The sequence below is a fragment of the Streptomyces colonosanans genome (assembly GCF_001866645.1).
GTDB classification, from domain to species: Bacteria; Actinomycetota; Actinomycetes; order Streptomycetales; family Streptomycetaceae; genus Streptomyces; species Streptomyces colonosanans.
The window spans coordinates 157,294-176,427 of the sequence record NZ_MLYP01000049.1; the positions used below are offsets into that span (position 1 = coordinate 157,294).

At 71.4% G+C, this 19,134-nt stretch carries 15 protein-coding genes and 1 pseudogene; 6 read left to right on the plus strand and 10 right to left on the minus strand.

All coding sequences use genetic code 11. From position 1 onward, the window contains the following. Positions 1–162: 162 nt before the first annotated feature. On the plus strand, positions 163–2,232 hold the full coding sequence (locus BIV24_RS19460; RefSeq protein WP_071367621.1) for a SpoIIE family protein phosphatase: 2,070 nt from the start codon (positions 163–165) through the stop codon (positions 2,230–2,232). A gap of 230 nt (positions 2,233–2,462) precedes the next feature. Here the strand turns inward: BIV24_RS19460 and BIV24_RS19465 are convergent, their stop codons facing one another. Both BIV24_RS19465 and BIV24_RS19470 read right to left on the minus strand, forming a co-directional pair. Further along, positions 2,463–3,287, minus strand: coding sequence for an SAM-dependent methyltransferase (locus BIV24_RS19465; RefSeq protein ID WP_071367622.1), 825 nt, complete (start codon positions 3,285–3,287; stop codon positions 2,463–2,465). Positions 3,288–3,459: 172 nt separating this feature from the next. Beyond that, a complete protein-coding gene (locus BIV24_RS19470; RefSeq protein WP_071367623.1) occupies positions 3,460–4,407 on the minus strand; it encodes an MIP/aquaporin family protein in 948 nt (315 codons plus the stop codon). A 298-nt stretch (positions 4,408–4,705) separates the two neighbouring features. On the opposite strand from BIV24_RS19470, the gene BIV24_RS19475 reads away from it, so the two are divergent. From BIV24_RS19475 to BIV24_RS19485, 3 genes are all read left to right on the plus strand, one after another. Beyond that, positions 4,706–6,613: an NAD-binding protein gene (locus BIV24_RS19475; protein ID WP_071367653.1), complete on the plus strand. Its 1,908-nt coding sequence runs from the start codon at positions 4,706–4,708 to the stop codon at positions 6,611–6,613. 101 nt (positions 6,614–6,714) lie between these two features. Continuing rightward, positions 6,715–8,565 carry a S9 family peptidase gene (locus BIV24_RS19480; RefSeq protein ID WP_071367624.1) on the plus strand — a complete coding sequence of 617 codons (1,851 nt, stop codon included), beginning with the start codon at positions 6,715–6,717 and terminating at the stop codon, positions 8,563–8,565. Between the two features lie 103 nt (positions 8,566–8,668). Further along, positions 8,669–9,523, plus strand: a complete 855-nt coding sequence (locus BIV24_RS19485) for an SURF1 family protein (protein WP_071367625.1) — start codon at positions 8,669–8,671, stop codon at positions 9,521–9,523. 35 nt (positions 9,524–9,558) lie between these two features. On the opposite strand, the gene BIV24_RS19490 is transcribed toward BIV24_RS19485, so the two are convergent. The 4 genes from BIV24_RS19490 to BIV24_RS19505 all read right to left on the minus strand — a co-directional run bounded on the left by BIV24_RS19490 (position 9,559) and on the right by BIV24_RS19505 (position 14,387). After that, entirely contained in the window at positions 9,559–10,920 is a 1,362-nt protein-coding gene (locus tag BIV24_RS19490) for a hypothetical protein (RefSeq protein ID WP_071367626.1), read from the minus strand. After that, on the minus strand, positions 10,917–11,585 hold the full coding sequence (locus BIV24_RS19495) for a SigE family RNA polymerase sigma factor (protein WP_425442577.1): 669 nt from the start codon (positions 11,583–11,585) through the stop codon (positions 10,917–10,919). Before BIV24_RS19495 ends, BIV24_RS19490 begins: the two co-directional genes overlap by 4 nt. Positions 11,586–12,001: 416 nt before the next feature. After that, complete coding sequence (locus BIV24_RS19500) at positions 12,002–13,069, minus strand: aspartate-semialdehyde dehydrogenase (protein WP_071367627.1); 1,068 nt, start codon at positions 13,067–13,069, stop codon at positions 12,002–12,004. A gap of 40 nt (positions 13,070–13,109) precedes the next feature. Then, a complete protein-coding gene (locus BIV24_RS19505; RefSeq protein WP_071367628.1) occupies positions 13,110–14,387 on the minus strand; it encodes an aspartate kinase in 1,278 nt (425 codons plus the stop codon). Between the two features lie 302 nt (positions 14,388–14,689). Here BIV24_RS19505 and BIV24_RS19510 point away from each other — a divergent pair, with 302 nt between their 5' ends. Continuing rightward, positions 14,690–15,379, plus strand: coding sequence for a response regulator transcription factor (locus BIV24_RS19510; protein ID WP_071367629.1), 690 nt, complete (start codon positions 14,690–14,692; stop codon positions 15,377–15,379). A 20-nt stretch (positions 15,380–15,399) separates the two neighbouring features. On the opposite strand, the gene BIV24_RS19515 is transcribed toward BIV24_RS19510, so the two are convergent. The 3 genes from BIV24_RS19515 to BIV24_RS19525 form a co-directional block, all read right to left on the minus strand. Then, positions 15,400–16,059 carry a DUF5063 domain-containing protein gene (locus BIV24_RS19515; RefSeq protein WP_071367630.1) on the minus strand — a complete coding sequence of 220 codons (660 nt, stop codon included), beginning with the start codon at positions 16,057–16,059 and terminating at the stop codon, positions 15,400–15,402. Further along, positions 16,052–16,651 carry a recombination mediator RecR gene (gene recR, locus BIV24_RS19520; RefSeq protein ID WP_071367631.1) on the minus strand — a complete coding sequence of 200 codons (600 nt, stop codon included), beginning with the start codon at positions 16,649–16,651 and terminating at the stop codon, positions 16,052–16,054. The genes BIV24_RS19515 and recR overlap by 8 nt, the downstream gene beginning before the upstream one ends. Positions 16,652–16,759: 108 nt before the next feature. Further along, complete coding sequence (locus BIV24_RS19525; protein ID WP_079168390.1) at positions 16,760–17,098, minus strand: YbaB/EbfC family nucleoid-associated protein; 339 nt, start codon at positions 17,096–17,098, stop codon at positions 16,760–16,762. 369 nt (positions 17,099–17,467) lie between these two features. Between BIV24_RS19525 and BIV24_RS19530 the strand changes: the two genes are divergently transcribed. Further along, a complete protein-coding gene (locus BIV24_RS19530; protein ID WP_071367633.1) occupies positions 17,468–18,208 on the plus strand; it encodes an SLATT domain-containing protein in 741 nt (246 codons plus the stop codon). Positions 18,209–18,325: 117 nt separating this feature from the next. Here BIV24_RS19530 and BIV24_RS34490 read toward each other — a convergent pair. Continuing rightward, a pseudogene (locus tag BIV24_RS34490) lies at positions 18,326–19,134 on the minus strand (serine/threonine protein kinase); the annotation flags it as partial.

A 19,134-nucleotide genomic window follows, 5' to 3' on the forward strand; every position in this document is an offset into this window, starting at 1 on the left:
CGCCCTGATCCGCGACACCCCATGGTCCCGGGCTGGGCAGGGCCCGGGGCCGGGGGCAGCATGGAGGTACCGGACCGGAGGTACCGGATTCCACGACCCGGACGTCGAGCGACGCCGGCACGGGGCTGCGTGTCGCGCTGGGCGGGCGAAGGGAGCTCTGGGATGACAACCGAATCCTTCGACGAGGCCGAGGACGACCGGCTCGCCCCCGAGCCACCCCGGCCCACCGGCCTGCTGGACGTGCTGAGCATCGCCGCGGTGGTGCTGGACTCCGGCGGGCGCATCGTCTTCTGGAGCCCGCAGGCCGAGGAACTCTTCGGCTACAGCGCGGGAGAGGCCCTCGGCAAGCACGCCGGTCGGCTGCTGATCCACCAGAAGCACCTGCCGACCGTACTGAGCCTGTTCACCGAGGTGATGGACACCGGCCGGGGCTGGGCCGGCGCCTTTCCCATCCAGCACAAGGACGGCAGCACCCGTCTGGTGGAGTTCCGCAACATGCGGCTGCTGAACGACGCCGGGGACGTCTACGCCCTGGGCGTCGCGGCCGACCACATCACCCTCCAGCGCGTCGAGACCGACCTGGCCCTGTGTGAACGGCTGGTCAACCAGTCCCCCATCGGCCTCGCCCTCATGGGTCCCGACCTGCGCTACCTCCTGGTCAATCCCGCGCTGGAACGCTTCGACGGCCTGTCCGCCGAGGAGCACATCGGCCGCCGTCTGAGGGAGACGCTGCCCCTCCTCGACGTCGACACCATCGAGTCCTCCCTGCGCCAGGTGATGGCTTCCGGCATCCCGGTGACCGACCAGTACTACGTCGGCCGCACCGCCGCCGACCCCGACCACGACCACGCCTGGTCCGCCTCCTTCTACCGGCTGGAGGACCCCGGCGGGCGGGTCCTCGGCGCGGCCATCTCGGTCGTCGACGTGACCGAGCGGCACCGCGCAGCCGCCGAGGCCGACCGGGCCCGGCGCCGGCTGGCCCTCGTCGCCGACGCCTCCACCCGCGTCGGCACCACCCTGGAGGTGGAACGGACCGCCGGGGAACTGGCCGATATCGCCACCCCCGAACTCGCCGACGTGGTCGCCGTGGACATCCTCGACTCCGCCCTCGCCTGCCGCCGCACCGGAACACCCGCGAGCGGCCCGGAACTCTTCCGCGCCATGGCCCTCAAGGCGGCCGGTCCCACCGTGGCCCTCGGCGCCGCCGACCAGCCCGGTGACCTCGCCAGCTACGACGACGACCGCCTGGTCACCCTGTGCGTCCACACCGGCAGACCGGTCCTGGTGAGCCACGTGGACGACCACGATCTACGACGTATCGCCCGCGACCCCGAGGCCACCACGCTCCTGGCCCGTGCCGGTGTCCACTCCTATCTCGCGGTACCGCTGATCGCCCACGGCGAGGTGCTCGGCGCCCTCGACCTCAAGCGCACCTCCAACCCCCTCCCGTTCGACGCGGACGACGTCGTCCTGGCCTGCGAACTGGCCGGCCGGGCCGCGGTGGCCATCGACAACGCCCGCTGGTACCAGAGCATGCGCAACACCGCCCTCACCCTTCAGCGCAGCCTGCTGCCCGAGCACTCACCGCGCCACCCCGGCCTGGAGGTCGCCTCCCGCTACCAGCCCGCCCAGGCCACCAGCGAGGTCGGCGGCGACTGGTACGACGTCATCCCGCTGGGCGACGACAAGACCGCGCTGGTCGTCGGCGATGTCATGGGCAACGGCATCGACGCCGCCGCCACCATGGGCCGGCTGCGCACCGCCACCTGTGCCTACGCCGACCTCGACCTCGACCCCGACACGGTGCTCCGGCACCTGGACAAGATCACCTGCGATCTGGAGCACTACATCGTCACCTGCGTCTATACGGTGTACGACCCCCACCGCAGGCAGTGCCGGATCGCCAACGCCGGGCACATGCCGCCCGCGCTGGTCCGCCCCGGTCGGGCCCCCGTCCTGCTCGACCTGCCCACGGGGGCCCCGCTCGGCGTCGGCGGCACCGTCTTCGAGACCACCACCGCCGACCTCTGCCCGGGCGACCTGTTGATCCTCTACACGGACGGCCTCGTCGAGACCCGCAGCCACCCCATCGACGAGCGGCTGAACGCCCTCCTCGACCTCCTCGACGAACCCCACCGCCCCCTCGAGGAGATCTGCGACCTCCTGCTGCACAGCCTGCGCCACCCCGACGACCACGACGACGTCGCTCTCCTCGCCGCCCGGGCCCAGTAGCGGCGGCAGCCGACCCGCGGGCACGGCCGGCACCGAGCCGGTCCCGCGACCCGCGTCCCGCGCCCTTACGACCTGGGGAGCAAGAGGGAGCGGCGTCACGGCGTCCGGCACGGCCGCTCACGGCGTTGCCGAAATGTCCTAGTAGCTCCGCTACGAGGACCTTCCGGCGCCTTGCGATCGACCGCACCGGACGCCGCTCCTTCACCCGCTCCCTATTGCTCCCCAGGTCGTTAGAGCTTGCGTGCGACCCCGCCGTAGGCGTCGACGGCACCGACGGAGTCGGCCGGACCGCGGGAATCCGGACGCCACTCGGGTACCTGGACGATGCCGGGGTCCACCAGGGAAAGCCCGTCGAAGTAGCCGGCGATCTCCTCGACATCGCGCACGTAGTACGGCACCGCGCCACTCGTGTTGTACGCCTCCGACGCGGCGATCATCTCCTCGCTGGTGGCGGTGGCGTCACAGATCACCAGATGGCTTCCCGAGGGAAGACCCGCCATGAGCCGCTGCACCAGTCCGCGCGCCTGGTCGTAGTCGGCGACATGTCCGAGCGTGTTGAGGATCATCAGGGCGACGGGCTGAGAGAAGTCGAGTGTGCCCGCAGCGGCCTTCAGGACGGCCTCGGGGTCGTACAGGTCGACGTCCAGATAGGCGGTCCTGCCTTCGGGGGTGCTCGTGAGCAGGGCGTGCGCGTGGGCGAGCACGATGGGGTCGTTGTCGACGTACACGATCCGGGCGTCCGGGGCCACGCGCTGTGCGACCTCGTGTGTGTTGTCGGCGGTCGGCAGGCCGGTGCCTACGTCCAGGAACTGCCGGATGCCCTGCTCACCGGCCAGATAGCGGACGGCGCGACCCAGGAAATGCCGGCTGGTGACGGCGACGTCGACCAGGCCGGGGCAGATCTCCTTGATCTGGTCCCCGACCTCCCGGTCGACTTCGTAGTGGTCCTTGCCGCCGACGAAGTAGTTCCAGAAGCGGGCCGAGTGCGGCTTGGAGGTGTCGATCCGGCCGCGCAGCTCCCTGCCGACGTTGCTCGGGGGATTGGTGTCCGACACGGGAGAGCCTCCTGCAGACGAGTGGTGAAGATCGGGACACCAACCTAGGTGAACCCGTCGCCGTTGCCGAGGAGTTGTAGAGACTTTCCTTCTGCGCACCGTGGGTTTCGGCCATCACTCGTCAAGGCCGCCGTCCTGCTCCGGCGGGCCGTCCGGGTGACGCGTCCTGCGGTCACTCCTCGTCCGTGGTCGTCACGGGCCGGGTCAGACCGGGCTGCGGGAGTTCGGCGTCCAGCGCCCGGACGTGCAGGACATCGCCGATGAACAGGTCGTAGACCAGCACCCCGATCACACCGCCGACGAGGGGGCCGGCGAGGGGAATCCAGAAGTAGTTGCTGAAGGAACCGGCGAGCGTGCCGGGCATCGCGAGTTCCCGCCAGCCCGCCGCCCAGGTGAACAGGCGTGGGCCGAGGTCGCGGGCCGGGTTGATGGCGTACCCGGCGTTGGCACCGTACGACATGCCGATGGCGGCGACCACGAAGCCGATCACCAACGGCCCCAGGTTGGCCTTCACCGCCGTGTTCCGCAGGTCGATGACCGCCACCACGAACATGACCAGGAAGGCCGTGCCGACGATCTGGTCCACGAGGGGGCCCCAGACACCGCCGTGGAAGTACGGCGCGGGAAACGTCCCGAAGATCGAGAAGGAGGCGAGCGTGTGACCGTTCGTCTTCGGCCCCTGCACGGCGTGGTCGAAGGCGTCGATCGCGTCGTGGTAGACCGCGTACACCAGCGCGGCCCCGGCGAACGCGCCGAGCAGTTGCATGCCCATGTACGGAAGGACCTTGGGCCAGGGGAACTTGCGGCGCACCGCGAACGCGAGCGTGATCGCCGGATTGAGGTGTGCGCCGCTGACGCCGCCGGCGACATAGACGCCGAAGGTCACGGCCATGGCCCAGCCCCAGGTGATCAGCAGCCAGTCGCCCGCGCCGAGGAAGAAGGTGGTCGGTCCCGTGGTCCGGCCCGATCCCGGCAGGGCGGCGACCGCCGTGGCCACCACGCCGCATCCGAAGGCGACGAGGACCAGCGTCCCCAGGAACTCCGCGAGGCATTCGCCGACCAGGCCCCCTCGGCGTCTGAGCCGCGAAGGTCTGACCAGGGGCGGAATCTCCACAGGCATGATGACCCCCTCGGGAACTGTTCGAGTGTGGCGGCCTGCGTACGCCTCACACTCACCGTGGGCGGGGACGGCTGACGCGAACGAGTATGGCTCGCGGGCCCTCGCCCCGCTCGGCCGTCGTCGCCACCGTCGGCCGAGCGGGCGTGGGCCTCGCAACGGCTGCCTGTGCCGGGGCCGTCGGGCGTGCACACGGCCTTCGCCACGCGTACTCCTGTGGAACCACCGTCACCAGAAGGCAGTCCTAGCCACCGTGGCAGTGCTTCCGCAGCAGAACGGGTCGGGCGACACCGTCGCGCACATGGTGGTGTGCGGGGACGACGGGCTCGCGCACCGGCTGGCCGCCGAGTTGCGCGGCGTGTACCGCGAACAGGTGACCCTTGTCGTCCCGTCGGCCGAACGGGGCGCCCGGCAGCCGGTCGTAGGCCGCGCCCGCGCCTCGGCGCTGCTCGACCGGGTCTCCGCCGCCGTCACCCGCGCGGCGGGCAACGCCACCGGAACGGACGCCCGCACCAGCGCGGCAGGCGGCGGCCGTACCGCCGAAAGTCCTGGCCCCGAACGGGTGATAGAGGCCACCGAGGCGTCCGAGGCGGTCCTCTCCGAGGCCGGTGTGGAACGGGCGACGGCACTGGCGCTCGTCTATGACGACGACGAGACCAACATCCGCGCCGCGCTGACCGCCCGCCGCCTCAATCCGCGGCTGCGGCTCGTTCTGCGGCTCTACAACCGGCGGCTGGGGCAGCACATCGAGGAACTCCTGGACCAGGCGGCGGCCTTGGCCTCCGGCGGGCCCGGTGGGGACCCGGCCGCGTTCGACGCGTCCACGACCGTGCTGTCCGACGCCGACACGGCCGCGCCCGCGCTGGCCGCGACCGCCGTCGCCGGTACCACCAAGGTCGTGCAGACGGACGAGCTGATGCTGCGGGCCGTGGAACGCCCGCCGCCCGGGTCCGGCCAGATCGCCGACCCCGGGCTGTGCACCCTGGCGCTGCTGTCCGCGACGGCCGGCGACCCCGCCGGCGCCGACGGTTCCGAGGGCAGCGGCGAGCAGGGCCCGCAACTCCTGCCCGACGAACGGGCGGTCAGGGAGGCCACCGGACGCGGCACCGTCGTCCTGGAGACCGTCTCGTACACGGGTCCCGCCCTGCCCGCCGCGCGCAGTGTCGTACCGCTCGGCTCGCTGCTGTCGCGACGGCTGCGCTGGTCGTTCGCGGGACTCGTGGGCTGTGTGGTCGCGCTCGCGGTCGCGTCGATGGCGGTCACCGGCGAACCTCCGTTGCGCGCCGTGTATCTGACGCTGCTCGACCTGTTCGCGATCGACGACCCCGCACTCGGGGAGCCCATCGGACGGCAGATCCTGCAACTGCTGTCCGGGCTGGTCGGATTGCTGCTGCTGCCGGTGCTGGTCGCGGCCGTGCTGGAGGCGCTCGGCACCTTCCGCAGCGGCACCACGCTGCGCAGACCGCCGCGCGGGCTGTCCGGGCACGTGGTGCTGCTGGGCGTCGGCAAGATCGGCACACGGGTCATGACCCGGCTGCGGGAACTGAAGATCCCCGTGGTGTGCGTGGAGGGGGATCCGGAGGCGCGCGGGCTGGCGACGGCCCGGCGGCTGCGGGTGCCCGTCGTGCTCGGGGACGTGACACAGGAAGGCGTCCTGGAGGCCGCCAAGATCCACCGGGCGCACGCGCTGCTCGCGTTGACCAGCACGGACAGCACGAACCTGGAGGCCGTTCTGTACGCGCGCTCCGTGCGACCCGACCTCCGGGTCGTCCTGCGTCTGTACGACGACGACTTCGCGACCGCCGTCTACCGCACCCTGCGCGCCGCGCACCCGGACGCCCTGACCCGCAGCCGCAGCGTGTCGCACCTGGCCGCGCCCGCGTTCGCCGGCGCCATGCTGGGGCGGCAGATCCTGGGGGCGATCCCGGTGGAGCGGCGGGTCCTGCTGTTCGCCGCCGTGGACGTGGCCGGGCATCCCCAGCTGGAGGGGCGGACGGTCGCGGAGGCGTTCCGCGCGGGGGCGTGGCGGGTGCTCGCCCTGGACACCACCGCGACCGCCCAGGAGACGGACACCCCCGACCAAACCTCGGGTCTGATCTGGAACCTGCCCTCGAACTACGTCCTGCGCCCCGAGGACCGGGTGGTCCTGGCTGCGACGCGCCGCGGCCTCGCCGAGCTCCTGGGCCGCAGGCACCGGGAGACGGCTTAGGGCCTGTGGCTGTTCCCGGTCACGGCGTTCACCGGGCGAGTTATCCACAGACTGGGGACCTCCGCCGCGGAATGTCGGCCCGGCCAGGCACTATGGGGTCCATGACTGAGAGCAACGGGTCTCCCTCGCCCGAGCGCGCCGGGGACATGCCGGACTGGGAGAAGCGCTTCCGGGCGCCGCGAGTGTCACTGCCGGACTGGGCGGAGGACGCGCCGCACCGCTCGCTGTTCGTCTCCAACGCGACGGGGACGTACGAGCTGTACGCGTGGGACCGCACCACGGGCGAGCAGCGCCAGGTCACGGACCGGCCGAACGGCACGACGGGCGGCGTGCTCTCGCCGGACGGTGAGTGGATCTGGTGGTTCGACGACAAGGACGGGGACGAGTTCGGGATCTGGAGACGCCAGCGGTTCGCACCCGTCGGCGCCGGTGCCACCGGACCCGATGCCACTGGGGCCGACGGGCCGGCGGCTCCCGGGCTTGAGGCGTCCTATCCGGCGGGGCTCGCGATCGGGCGGGACGGGCGGACGGCCGTCGTGGGCCGCTCGACCGACCAGGACGGGTCGACGATCCATCTGGTGCGGGCCGGTCAGGACCCGGCGGAGATCTACCGGCACCGGGAGTCGGCCGGGGTGGGCGACCTCTCGCACGACGGCTCGCTGATCGCGATCGAGCACACCGAGCACGGCGACGCGATGCACTCGGCGCTGCGCGTCCTGCGGCCGGACGGTTCGACGGTGGCGGAGCTGGACGACACCAAGGGCGGCACGGTCGAGCTGGGCCTGGAGGTGCTGGGCTTCGCTCCGGTCGACGGGGACGCACGGCTGCTGATCGGGCACCAGCGGCGCGGCCGGTGGGAGCCGCTGGTGTGGGACGTCGCCTCGGGCGAGGAGACGGACCTGGCGCTGGAGCTGCCGGGTGACGTGGCCGCGGAGTGGTATCCGGACGGGTCCGCGCTGCTGGTCGTGCACAGCTTCGAAGCGCGCAGCGAACTGTTCCGCTACGACCTTTCGACGCGTGAGCTGGTGCGGGTGCCGACGCCGCTGGGCTCGGTGTCGGGGGCGACGGCCCGGCCCGACGGGAGCGTGGAGTACCTGTGGTCGTCGGCGGCCGAGCCGCCGGTGGTCCGGTCGACGTCGGGCAGGGTCGTGCTGGATCCGCCCGGGATGAGGTCGCCGGGTTCGGTGCCGGTGGAGGACGTGTGGGTTCAGGGGCCGGGCGGCCGCATCCACGCGCTGGTGCAGAAGCCCGCCGGGGCACGCGGCCCGCTGCCGACGGTCTTCGACATCCATGGCGGTCCGACCTGGCACGACAGCGACTCGTTCGCGGCGGGCCCGGCGGCCTGGGTGGACCACGGGTACGCGGTGGTGCGGATCAACTACCGAGGGTCGACGGGGTACGGGCGCGAGTGGACGGACGCGCTCAAGCACCGCGTCGGGCTGATCGAGCTGGAGGACATCGCGGCGGTACGGGAGTGGGCGGTGTCGTCCGGGCTCGCGGACCCGGAGCGGCTCGTCCTGACGGGCGGTTCGTGGGGCGGTTATCTGACGCTCCTCGGGCTCGGTACGCAGCCGGACGCGTGGACGATCGGGATCGCGGCGGTACCGGTCGCGGACTACGTCACGGCGTACCACGACGAGATGGAGGCACTGAAGGCCATGGACCGGACGCTGCTCGGGGGCACGCCTGAGGAGGTTCCGGAGCGGTTCGAGGCGTCGTCGCCTCTCACCTACGTCGACGCGGTGAAGGCCCCGGTGTATATCTCGGCGGGGGTGAACGACCCCCGGTGCCCGATCCGCCAGGTCGAGAACTATGTGGACCGGCTCGCGGCACGGGACGCGGTGCACGAGGTGTACCGGTACGACGCGGGGCACGGCTCGCTGGTGGTCGACGAACGGATCAAGCAGGTGCGGCTGGAGCTGGACTTCGCCGAGCGGCATCTGCCCAGGTGAGAGGGGTGGCCGCCGCGGTGCGGCGTACGGGGCGCGCGCATGTGCCCCGTACGCCGGGGCCCCACGGGTCGGGCCACGGCAGCGGCACCGTACCTTTGAAGGCGTGTACCGGTTTCTGCTGACGCCCCGCTGGTGGGGGATCAACGTCTTCGTGCTGCTGGCCATCCCCTTCTGCATCTACATGGGGTCGTGGCAACTGAGCCGGTTCGAGGACCGGGTGCAGGCCCACCGCACGGCGGGCGAGCAGGCCGCGACGCACGAGAAGGAAGCGGCCCGGCCGCTGGAGAATCTGCTTCCGGTGGACGCGAAGACGTCCGGGATGCAGGCCACGGCCACCGGACGGTACGCGAAGCAGTTGCTCGTGCCGGACCGGGAGCTGGACGGCAAGCGCGGGTTCTATGTGCTGACCATGCTGCGGACCGACTCGGGCAAGGCGCTGCCTGTCGTCCGGGGCTGGCTGCCGGGTGACGCGGACCCCGCGAAGGCCCCGGCCGCACCGACCGGCGAGGTCACCGTCACGGGCGCGCTGCAGGCATCGGAGAGCCCCGGGGCGAACGGCGGCGCGGGCGGAGGCCTGCCGACGGGCCAGACCGCGGCGATCAGCTCGGCGTCGCTGGTGAACCTGGTGTCGTACGACGTGTATGACGCCTGGGTCACCCTCGACAAGGCCGACAGCGGCATGACGGCGGTACCGGCGACGGCGCCTCAGGGGACCGGGCTGGACCTGAAGGCGTTCCAGAACCTCGGCTACACCGGCGAGTGGTTCGTCTTCGGAGGGTTCACGGTCTTCATGTGGTTCCGGCTGCTGCGCCGCGAGGTGGAGTACGCCCGGGACGCGGAACTGGGGCTTGTCACGGAGGAGGCGGAGGCCGACGGCGCGGCGGCCACCTCTGGGAGCGACGGTTCGGCCGAACACCACAGGAAGAGCGCGGAGAGCCAGGCACCGACCGCGTCCTGACCCGGCGGCACACCACGGGCGAGCCGCCGCTCGGTTCAGGATGCCGTCAGGATCCCCGTGTGGTAAACGGTCCCGGCGCAGGCGTTGGGGATCGTCGCGGAGGAGGTCCCGGAGCCGGTCGCGGGGGTGTGGGAGACCAGCACGCTGCCGTCGGTCACGCCATCCCCCGTCACCAGCTGAGGTGTCACATCGCCGCTCTGCGTGTTCGTGCCGCTGCTCTCGCTGCTGCTGACCGTGGGGCTCGGGTCCGGGGACTCGCCGCCGGTCCCGCCACCTGTCCCGCCGCCGCCAGTGGTGGGACAGGTCTCGGAGGGGACCCAGGCGAACTTGATCTCGTACGCCGCCCCGGGCCCCAGCACCAGCGAGGTGACGTCCTGTGACGGCTCGGGCAGTTCCGTGGCCGCGTCGCCCGCGACATGAGCCAGCACGCTGATCTTGGCCGGGTCCGCCCCGTCCTGGGCGACCGTGGACACGCTGCCGACGCCCGAGACGGTACAGCTCGTGGCCGAGACGTTGGTGACGCGGAAACTGCCGTAGACCGTTCCGGTGGAGCTTGGGGCGCCCACGCTCGCGGTCGCCCCGCCGAGCTGGGTCGCCGTACACGCGGGTGCGCTCTGCGCGGAGGCGGTCGGCTGGGCCCCGTCGGTGGCCCCCTCGCTCGCGCCCTTGCCCGTGTCCTCCTTGCCCTTCGGGTCGGCCTCGCTCTTGTCCTTGGTCGTACCGGAGGAGCCGGCCGGGCCGCTGGAGCCGCCGTCCGGGCCCTTGCCCTGGCCGGTGCCGCCCTGGGCCTGCGAGGCATGGCCGGCGATGGACGGGTCTGCGTGGGAACCGGTGGCGTTCGAGACGTGGACGACGGCCGGGATCGCCGTGCCGACGAACAGCGCGGCGGCCGCCATGCCGATCACGGCCTGCCGCTTGCGGGCCCGCCGGGCGGGTACCGCGCGACGCAGATGCTGCAGGCCTCCCTCGCGCGGCTCGATGTCGCGCACCGCCTCGTGCAGCATCCGCCGCAGCGCCCGTTCGTCCGAGCCGAGCCCATCGAGCGCCGTTTCGGGGTCATCGGCGCTCTGAGCCTGCGACGTCGTGAAGTCCGGACGGGTCCCGCCCGTACCGATCCCCCCGAGTACGGCGGCCAGCCGGTCCCGTCCCGCGGGAAGGTCACCGCGGCCCGCACCAGGGGAGTCGGTTTCGGCGGAGGCCGCGTCGTGCTCCGGTCCGGCTTCGGGCCGGCCCTGATCCTCGGGGCGGTGGTTCACGGTTCCGTTCCCAGCATGTTGCTCGTGGTGGTCCTCGCGGGGCTCCGGCGGGTCCGTCGGCTCGTGCCACGCGTAAGGCTCATGTCGTTCGTGGAAGCCACGGCCCGGGGAGGAGCCGCGCCGTTCGTCGTCCCCGCTCATGCCGACGCCCCCATGGCGTTGCGGAGCGCCGCGATTCCGCGCGAGCCGTACGCCTTCACCGATCCCAGCGATATCCCCAGTGCCTCGGCCACCTGAGCCTCGGTCATGTCGGCGAAGTAGCGCAACACGAGGACCTCACGCTGGCGGCGCTGGAGGCCTTTCATCGCCCTGATCAGGGAGTCGCGCTCCAACTGGTCGTAGGCGCCCTCCTCAGCGCTCGCCATGTCCGGCATGGGCTTGGAGAGCAGCTTCAGACCGAGTATGCGACGGCGCAGCGCCGAACGCGAAAGGTTGACGACGGTCTGGCGGAGGTACGCGAGCGTCTTCTCCGGGTCGCGGACGCGCTTGCGCGCCGAATGGACGCGGATGAACGCCTCCTGGACGACGTCCTCGCAGGACGCGGTGTCATCGAGGAGGAGCGCCGCAAGGCCCAGAAGGGAGCGGTAGTGGGTGCGGTAGGTCTCGGTCAGATGGTCGACCGTGGTACCGGCGGCCGTCGCGTCGTCAGCGCCGTCGCGCTGGCTCGGAATACGGGCCGGTCTCGCTGCGGGCATGGGGGCGATCACCGGCATGCTGCCGGGCGCGCCGGGCATGCGGGTGCGGCGGGACTGCCGAGGAGCCACGCCCCTCGGCCGTACCGCGGTGAATTCGAGTACCTCTGCCACGCCAGTTGGACACGTTTCCCCCCGACAGGGTTGTACGCGCCAGGCATCACGTTCGTGTCAGGCGGAATGTCCGCCCGCACGCCCAGAAATGCGCCGCCCCCCGGCACACCGGACCGTGTGTCAAGTGCCCTCATGCGCAAGCTCTTCCCCTATGCCCCATATGTGGTGGCGCCCGGCCCCGACGGGCGACCGCGAAGACGCCCCCCGCCCTGCGCGCGGTTGCAGGGCGAGGGAAACAAATCTTCGAACACCCAGGGGAGTCCATTCAAGTGGTCCGGATCATGGATCGACCCGGTCGAACTTTCACAGATCCTACAAACGCCCGCCGACAGCCAGGCTTTCCCCGGCCACTGGGGCATCAGGGGCCACACGGCGTGGGGCATGGCTCCTCTGGGACGGCCCCTCAGGGACGGCTCCTACGAGGCTCCGAAGTCCCGGGCAACCGACTCCGCGACCTGCGTCGTGTTCAACGCCGCACCCTTGCGCAGATTGTCGCCGCACACGAACAGTTCGAGCGCTGTCGGATCATCCAGGGCACGGCGTACGCGGCCCACCCAGGTCGGGTCCGTGCCCACCACGTCCGCGGGCGTGGGGAATTCGCCCGCCGCCGGGTTGTCGAAGAGGACGACGCCGGGCGCGGTGGCGATGATCTCGCGGGCGCGGTCGACCGTGACCTCGCCCTCGAAGCGGGCGTGGACCGTGAGGGAGTGCGCGGTGACCACCGGCACGCGCACACAGGTGACCGCCACCGGCAACTCCGGAAGGCCCAGGATCTTGCGGGACTCGTCGCGGACCTTCATCTCCTCCGAGGACCATCCGTCCTCGCGCAGCGACCCGGCCCACGGCACCACGTTCAGCGCGACCGGCTCCGGGAACGGTCCCGTGTCGTCGCCCACCGCGCGCCGCAGGTCACCGGGGCTCGTCCCCAGCTCCGTGCCCGCGACGAGCGACAGTTGCTGCCGCAGCGCGTCGATGCCCGCGCGTCCGGCGCCGCTGACGGCCTGGTACGAGGAGACGAACAGCTCGCGCAGCCCGAACTCGGCGTGCAGTGCGCCGAGGGTCACGATCATCGAGAGGGTCGTGCAGTTGGGGGTGGCGATGATGCCGCGCGGACGCACCCGGGCGGCATGCGGATTGACTTCCGGAACGACGAGGGGGACGTCGGGGTCCATCCGGAACGCGCCCGAGTTGTCCACCACGACCGCGCCCTTGGCGGCGGCGACCGGCGCCCACTGCCGGGCGATCTCGTCCGGCACGTCGAACATCGCGACGTCGACGCCGGAGAGTGCCTCCTCGTCGAGCGCCACGACCTCGACCTCCTCCCCGCGCACGGCCAGCTTGCGGCCGGCCGAGCGCGGCGAGGCGATCAGACGGATCTCGCCCCAGATGTCCGCGTGCTGGGACAGGATCTGAAGCATGACCGCGCCCACCGCGCCGGTCGCTCCCACGACCGCGAGCGTCGGCTTCCCGTCCCGCGCCGTCATCGGCGCTCCGTACGACCCGTGCCTGAGGACGGGAGGCCGGTCATCGACCGGTGCCGCCGTAGACAACGGCCTCGTCGCTCGCGGAGTCCAGGCCGAACGCGGTGTGCACGGCGCGGACCGCCTCCGGAACGTCGTCCGCGCGCGTCACCACCGAGATACGGATCTCGGAGGTCGAGATCAGCTCGATGTTCACGCCTGCGTCGCTCAGCGCCTCGAAGAAGGCCGCCGTGACACCCGGGTTCGTCTTCATACCCGCGCCGACCAGCGAGATCTTGCCGATCTGGTCGTCGTAGCGCAGCGAGTCGAAACCGATCGCGGTCTTGGCCTTGTTCAGGGCGTCGATCCCCTTGCGCCCCTCGGTCTTGGGAAGCGTGAAGGAGATGTCCGTGAGACCGGTCGCCGCGGCCGACACGTTCTGCACGACCATGTCGATGTTGATCTCGGCATCCGCGATGGCGCGGAAGATCGAGGCGGCCTCGCCCGGCTTGTCCGGCACGCCGACGACCGTGATCTTGGCCTCGGAGGTGTCGTGCGCGACACCGGAGATGATGGCCTGCTCCACCTTCTTGTCCCCTTGCTGAATCGGCTCGCTGCTGACCCACGTGCCCTGCAGCCCGCTGAAGGAGGAGCGGACGTGGATCGGGATGTTGTAGCGGCGCGCGTACTCCACACAGCGGTGGAGCAGCACCTTGGACCCGGACGCGGCCAGTTCGAGCATGTCCTCGAACGAAATCCAGTCGATCTTCCGGGCCTTCTTCACCACGCGCGGGTCGGCGGTGAACACGCCGTCGACGTCGGTGTAGATCTCGCACACCTCGGCGTCGAGGGCGGCCGCGAGAGCGACGGCCGTGGTGTCGGACCCGCCGCGCCCCAGCGTGGTGATGTCCTTCTTGTCCTGGCTGACGCCCTGGAAACCGGCGACGATGGCGATGTTGCCCTCGTCCAGCGCCGTCCGGATGCGGCCCGGCGTGACATCGATGATCCGGGCTTTGTTGTGGACCGAGTCGGTGATGACACCTGCCTGGCTACCGGTGAACGACTGGGCCTTGTGACCCAGGTTTTTGATCGCCATGGCCAGCAGCGCCATGGAGATCCGCTCTCCCGCGGTCAGCAGCATGTCGAGCTCGCGCCCGGCAGGGATCGGGGAAACCTGCTCGGCGAGATCGATCAGCTCGTCCGTCGTGTCGCCCATCGCGGAAACGACCACGACAACGTCGTTGCCGTTCTTCTTCGCTTCCACGATCCGCTTGGCGACGCGCTTGATGCCCTCGGCATCGGCAACGGAGGAACCTCCGTACTTCTGCACGACAAGGCCCACGTGCGCTCCTCGCTCAGTCCGTCTCTTTCCGCACCTGCGCATGTGCAGTGCGGTCGGCTCAGTCTATCGAGCGACCGAATTCCCCTTCCGGGATACCGCATGGTGAGATATTCCGCTCACGACGGCGCCGCCCCGGTTTTCTTCGGACACACCGCCTGGGGACGACGGATTCACCGCCGTTCCGCCATGGGACTCCGGCCGCTTCGCACGGCGCCTGCCCCGGCTCGGGCTCGGTACGCGAAAACGTGCCGTGCGTCACAAAAGAAATCTCGGCCTCAAGTCTCCCGCATTAGAGTGCGGCCGTGCGCTTACTCCTGGTGGAAGACGACGAACCGGTTGCCGAATCGCTCCTGCGGGCACTTCCGGGCGGCTGGGTGGAATGGGTCACCACGGGTGCGGCGGCACTGGCCCACCCCGGCCCGTACGACCTCGTACTCCTCGATCTCGGGTTGCCGGGCAACGACGGCCCGGCCGTGCTCAGGGAGCTGGTGAAGCGCAGCCACGTGCCGGTCATCGTGCTGTGCGCGCGCGGCGACCGGGCGGCCCGGGTGCTCAGCCTCGAACTGGGCGCCGACGACCACGTGTGGAAGCCGTTCGAGGTGAGCGAGGTGCTCGCGCGGATCAGGGCGGTGGTGCGGCTGCCCCGCCCACTCAGGCAGCCCGGCTACGGCCCGGAGCGCCATGGCACCCGTCTGACGATCGACCGCGAGACCGCCCGCGTCCATGTGGACGGCGAGGAGGTCGCGCTCTCGCTCAAGGAGTACGACCTGCTCGCATGCCTGGCCGAGGCACCCGGGGTGGTGAAGACGCGCCGGCAGATCCTGAGGGAGGTCTGGAACACGGACTGGGACGGCCCGACGAAGGAGCTGGACGTGTACATGGCACGGCTGCGCCGGAAGCTGGCGGGCGCGGTCACGATCGAACCCGTACGGAGCATCGGGTTCCGCCTGATGGTCCCCGAAGGCGACGGCCCGCCGGGATCCGCCGGCTGATCGTCAGGCCACGGGAGGCGTCACTTGACCGAGCGCATTCCCAGCGGCCCCGCGATCTCCCGTGCCATGACCCGGCCCGCCTCCTCCGCGAGCGTGTCGTCGCCGAGGCTCTGATCGGTGTCGAGGCCGTCGAGCTCCTCCAGAGGCTGGTTCAGCCGCACGTGCGCGACCACGGACTGCAGGGCGCGGAGCGCCGCGGACGCCGTGGAGCCCCAGTTGGAGAAGTACGAGAACTGCCACCACCACAGCGCCTCCGTGGTGCGGCCGGCACGGTAGTGGACCATGCCGTGGCGCAGGTCCGTGATGACGTCCGCCAGGTCGTCGGAGATCCGGGCCGGGACCGGGGCCTTGCGCGGCTCGTACGGGTCGAAGACCTCCGAGTAGACGTCGACCGGCTCCAGCATGGTGGCGAGGTGCTCGCGCAGTTCGTCCACGTCGGGCTCGGGGCCCGGGTCCGGCTCGTAGCGCTCCTCGGGCACGATGTCCTCGTGCGCGCCGAGGCGGCCGCCCGCCAGGAGCAGCTGGGAGACCTCCAGCAGGAGGAAGGGGATGGCGGAGTCCGGCTCGTCCCCCTTCGCGACCTCCGTGACGGCGACCAGGAAGCTCTCGATCTGGTCGGCGATCTGCACCGCGAAGTCGTTCGGGTCCTGCGTCGTGGAGTGCAGCGTGGCGTCAGACATCTAGGAGTCGTCTCCCCTCGAAGGCGCGACCGAGGGTGACCTCGTCCGCGTATTCCAGGTCGCCGCCCACTGGGAGGCCGCTGGCCAGGCGGGTGACCTTGAGGCCCATGGGTTTGATCATGCGGGCCAGGTACGTGGCCGTGGCCTCGCCTTCCAGGTTCGGGTCGGTGGCCAGGATCAGCTCGGTGACCGTGCCGTCGGCCAGTCGCGCGAGCAGTTCCCGGATGCGCAGGTCGTCCGGGCCCACGCCCTCGATCGGGCTGATCGCGCCGCCCAGGACGTGATAGCGACCGCGGAACTCGCGGGTGCGCTCGATCGCGACCACATCCTTCGGCTCCTCCACCACGCAGATCACCGACGGGTCGCGGCGCGCGTCCCGGCAGATGCCGCACAGCTCCTCCTGCGCGACGTTCCCGCAGGTCGCGCAGAAGCGGACCTTCGCCTTGACCTCCAGCAGGGCCTGGGCGAGACGACGGACGTCGGCCGGTTCGGCCTGCAGGATGTGGAAGGCGATCCGCTGCGCGCTCTTGGGACCGACGCCGGGCAGTCGCCCCAGTTCGTCGATGAGGTCCTGGACCACGCCTTCGTACAACGGACTGCCTTTCCCGAATGAGCTTCGGTACGTACCGTAGCCGGGCTCGTTTCTTGGTACGTACGGTAGTTGGCCCTCCCCCGTCTTAGAAGGGACGGCCGGGTGGACTCAGAACGGCAGGCCGGGGATGCCGCCGCCGAGGCCCTGGGCCAGCGGGCCGAGCTTCTGCTGCTGGAGCGCCTGCGCGTTCTCGTTGGCCGCCTGGACGGCCGCGACGACCAGGTCGGCGAGGGTCTCGGTGTCCTCCGGGTCCACCGCCTTCGGGTCGATCACAAGGGCGCGCAGCTCGCCGGCGCCGGTGACCGTGGCCGTCACCAGACCACCGCCCGCCTGGCCGTCGACCTCGGTCCGCGCCAACTCCTCCTGGGCGTTCGCGAGGTCCTGCTGCATCTTCTGGGCCTGCTGGAGCAACTGCTGCATATTGGGCTGGCCACCACCGGGAATCACGATGAGCTCCTGGTTTCGTACGTACGACTGTCAGGGTTTCGCCGGGCTGTCAGGGCGGGGTTCACCGCCTGGCACGAGCCTACGTGGTCACCGGAACGATCGCTGCGGTAGTCCGTCCGGACTCGGACCGGGCCCGCGGCGGCACTCTTTCGAGTGAGTTTGCTGACCCTCCCGCAGCTGGCCAGACCCCACTTCCGAGCGGATATGCGGTGAAACCCGGGCTTTCACCACCCATTGGGCGGTAGGAAGGGTGCGGCGCTTCAGCACCAGGCGTCACGAGGAGAGCGCGGAGCGTGCGCAGTCTGAGTATCGCGCGCACCTGCGGAGCGTGCATCGTGGAACGTCATTGCCGTACGTAGGGAGTGCCGGGTGAGTCAGCCGGAGATGCAGCCCGAGGGGCCGCCCCAGAGCGGGCGGGGCGACGGTGCGGCGGGGCTGCGGCCGGGCGACCTCCTGGGGCGGCCGCTCCCGCACGGCGACTGGGGGGAGCCCGCACAGCGGCTCGACGAGCTGTACCGGTGGGTGGAGGACCGGGCGCTGGAGACGGCGGCCTGGTACCTCGCGGACCGGGTGTGGAAGCGGCGGGGAGCACAGGTGCTGCGCGGGGGCGCGGCGCTCGGGGCGGTCTGCGGGGCCGCGCTGCCGCTGCTCGACGTGACCGGGGTGACGGACGGGGCCGCGCCGTGGGCGTATCTGTCGCTGCTGCTGGGGTTGGCGTGCGTGGCCGCGGACCGGTTCTTCGGGGTGACATCCGGGTGGGTGAGGGACGTGGCGACCGCACAGGCCGTGCAACGGCGGCTGCAGGCGCTGCAGTTCGACTGGGCGGCGGAGAACGTGCGAGAGGTGCTCGGGCCGGCGGAGGGGACCGCGGGCGAGGCCGCGGAGCGCTGCCTTTCGGTGCTGCGGCGGTTCTCGGAGGACGTGACGGAGTTGGTGCGGGCGGAGACCGCGGACTGGATGGTGGAGTTCCGCACGGGGTCGGTGCCGCTGGGCGTCCAGACCGTGGGAGTGGCCGCGCCGCGGGCGGAGGGCACCGTGCCGGGGAGGTTCACGCCGCCCACGGGGACCCGGCCGAACATGCCGCGTCAGCGGCCGCCGGAAGCGCGATAGCACGACCGCCGGGGACCGGGTGCCCGTGCGGTCGGTGACCACCGCGGTGAGATCGCCAGGTCAGCTGTTCGTCCAAGGCCGCCTGATCGGTCGTCGGCGATATCGCCCGACTGTGTGTCAGCCGCCCTTCGTGTACGTCACGGACTTGCCGTCGCTCATGTTCAGGCGCTTGAGGCGGCCGTCCGGCAGGATCGTCAGTTCCGTCGCCGCGCCCGGGGTGCAGGAGGACGCCGGTTCACCGACCGTGACCGTGGACGGCCCGATCTCCAACGGACCGTCGGCGGTGGGCCGCTGGGCCAGTTTCGCCTGGAAGACACAGTGGTACGTGCCCTGGTCGGTCGGACCGTCCGCCGTCATGGAGAGCACGGTGTCACCGACCTCGCCCTGCTGGATGACCAGGCGACGGGTGCTGTGCCCCGTGGAGTTGTCGATGCCCGCGGTCCAGGTGCCGAGGTAGGCCGCGGGGACGGCGCTCGCGCCGGGCGAGTGCGAGGCGGGGCCCGAGGTGGCCGGGGTTGAGGGCTCGGACGTACCCGGACCGGAGGTCGTGGGCGCGGCGGAGGTGGGCGAAGGGCTGCCGCCGCCGCCCCCGCCGATCCCGTCGCCGCGCATCAGCGCGTACACCGAGCCGCCCGCGCCGAGCGCGACGACCAGGGCGGCGACGAGCAGCGCGACGGTGGAGCGGCTGCTTCTGCGCCGGGGTTCCTGCTGCACCGGATCGCCATAGGGGTGCGCTCCGTACGGTGTCGAGCCGAGGGCGGGTCCGTAGCCCGGGGCCGGAGCGCCGCCGCCCCAGCCTCCCGGGCCCGGCGGAGGGCCGAACGCCGGGGGCTGGGGGTGCTGCTGCGGGTAGCCGTAGGCCGGATGGGTGGCGTAGGCCGGATGGGTGGCGGGCGGGGCACCCGGCGGGGGTGTGGGGCCCGGGC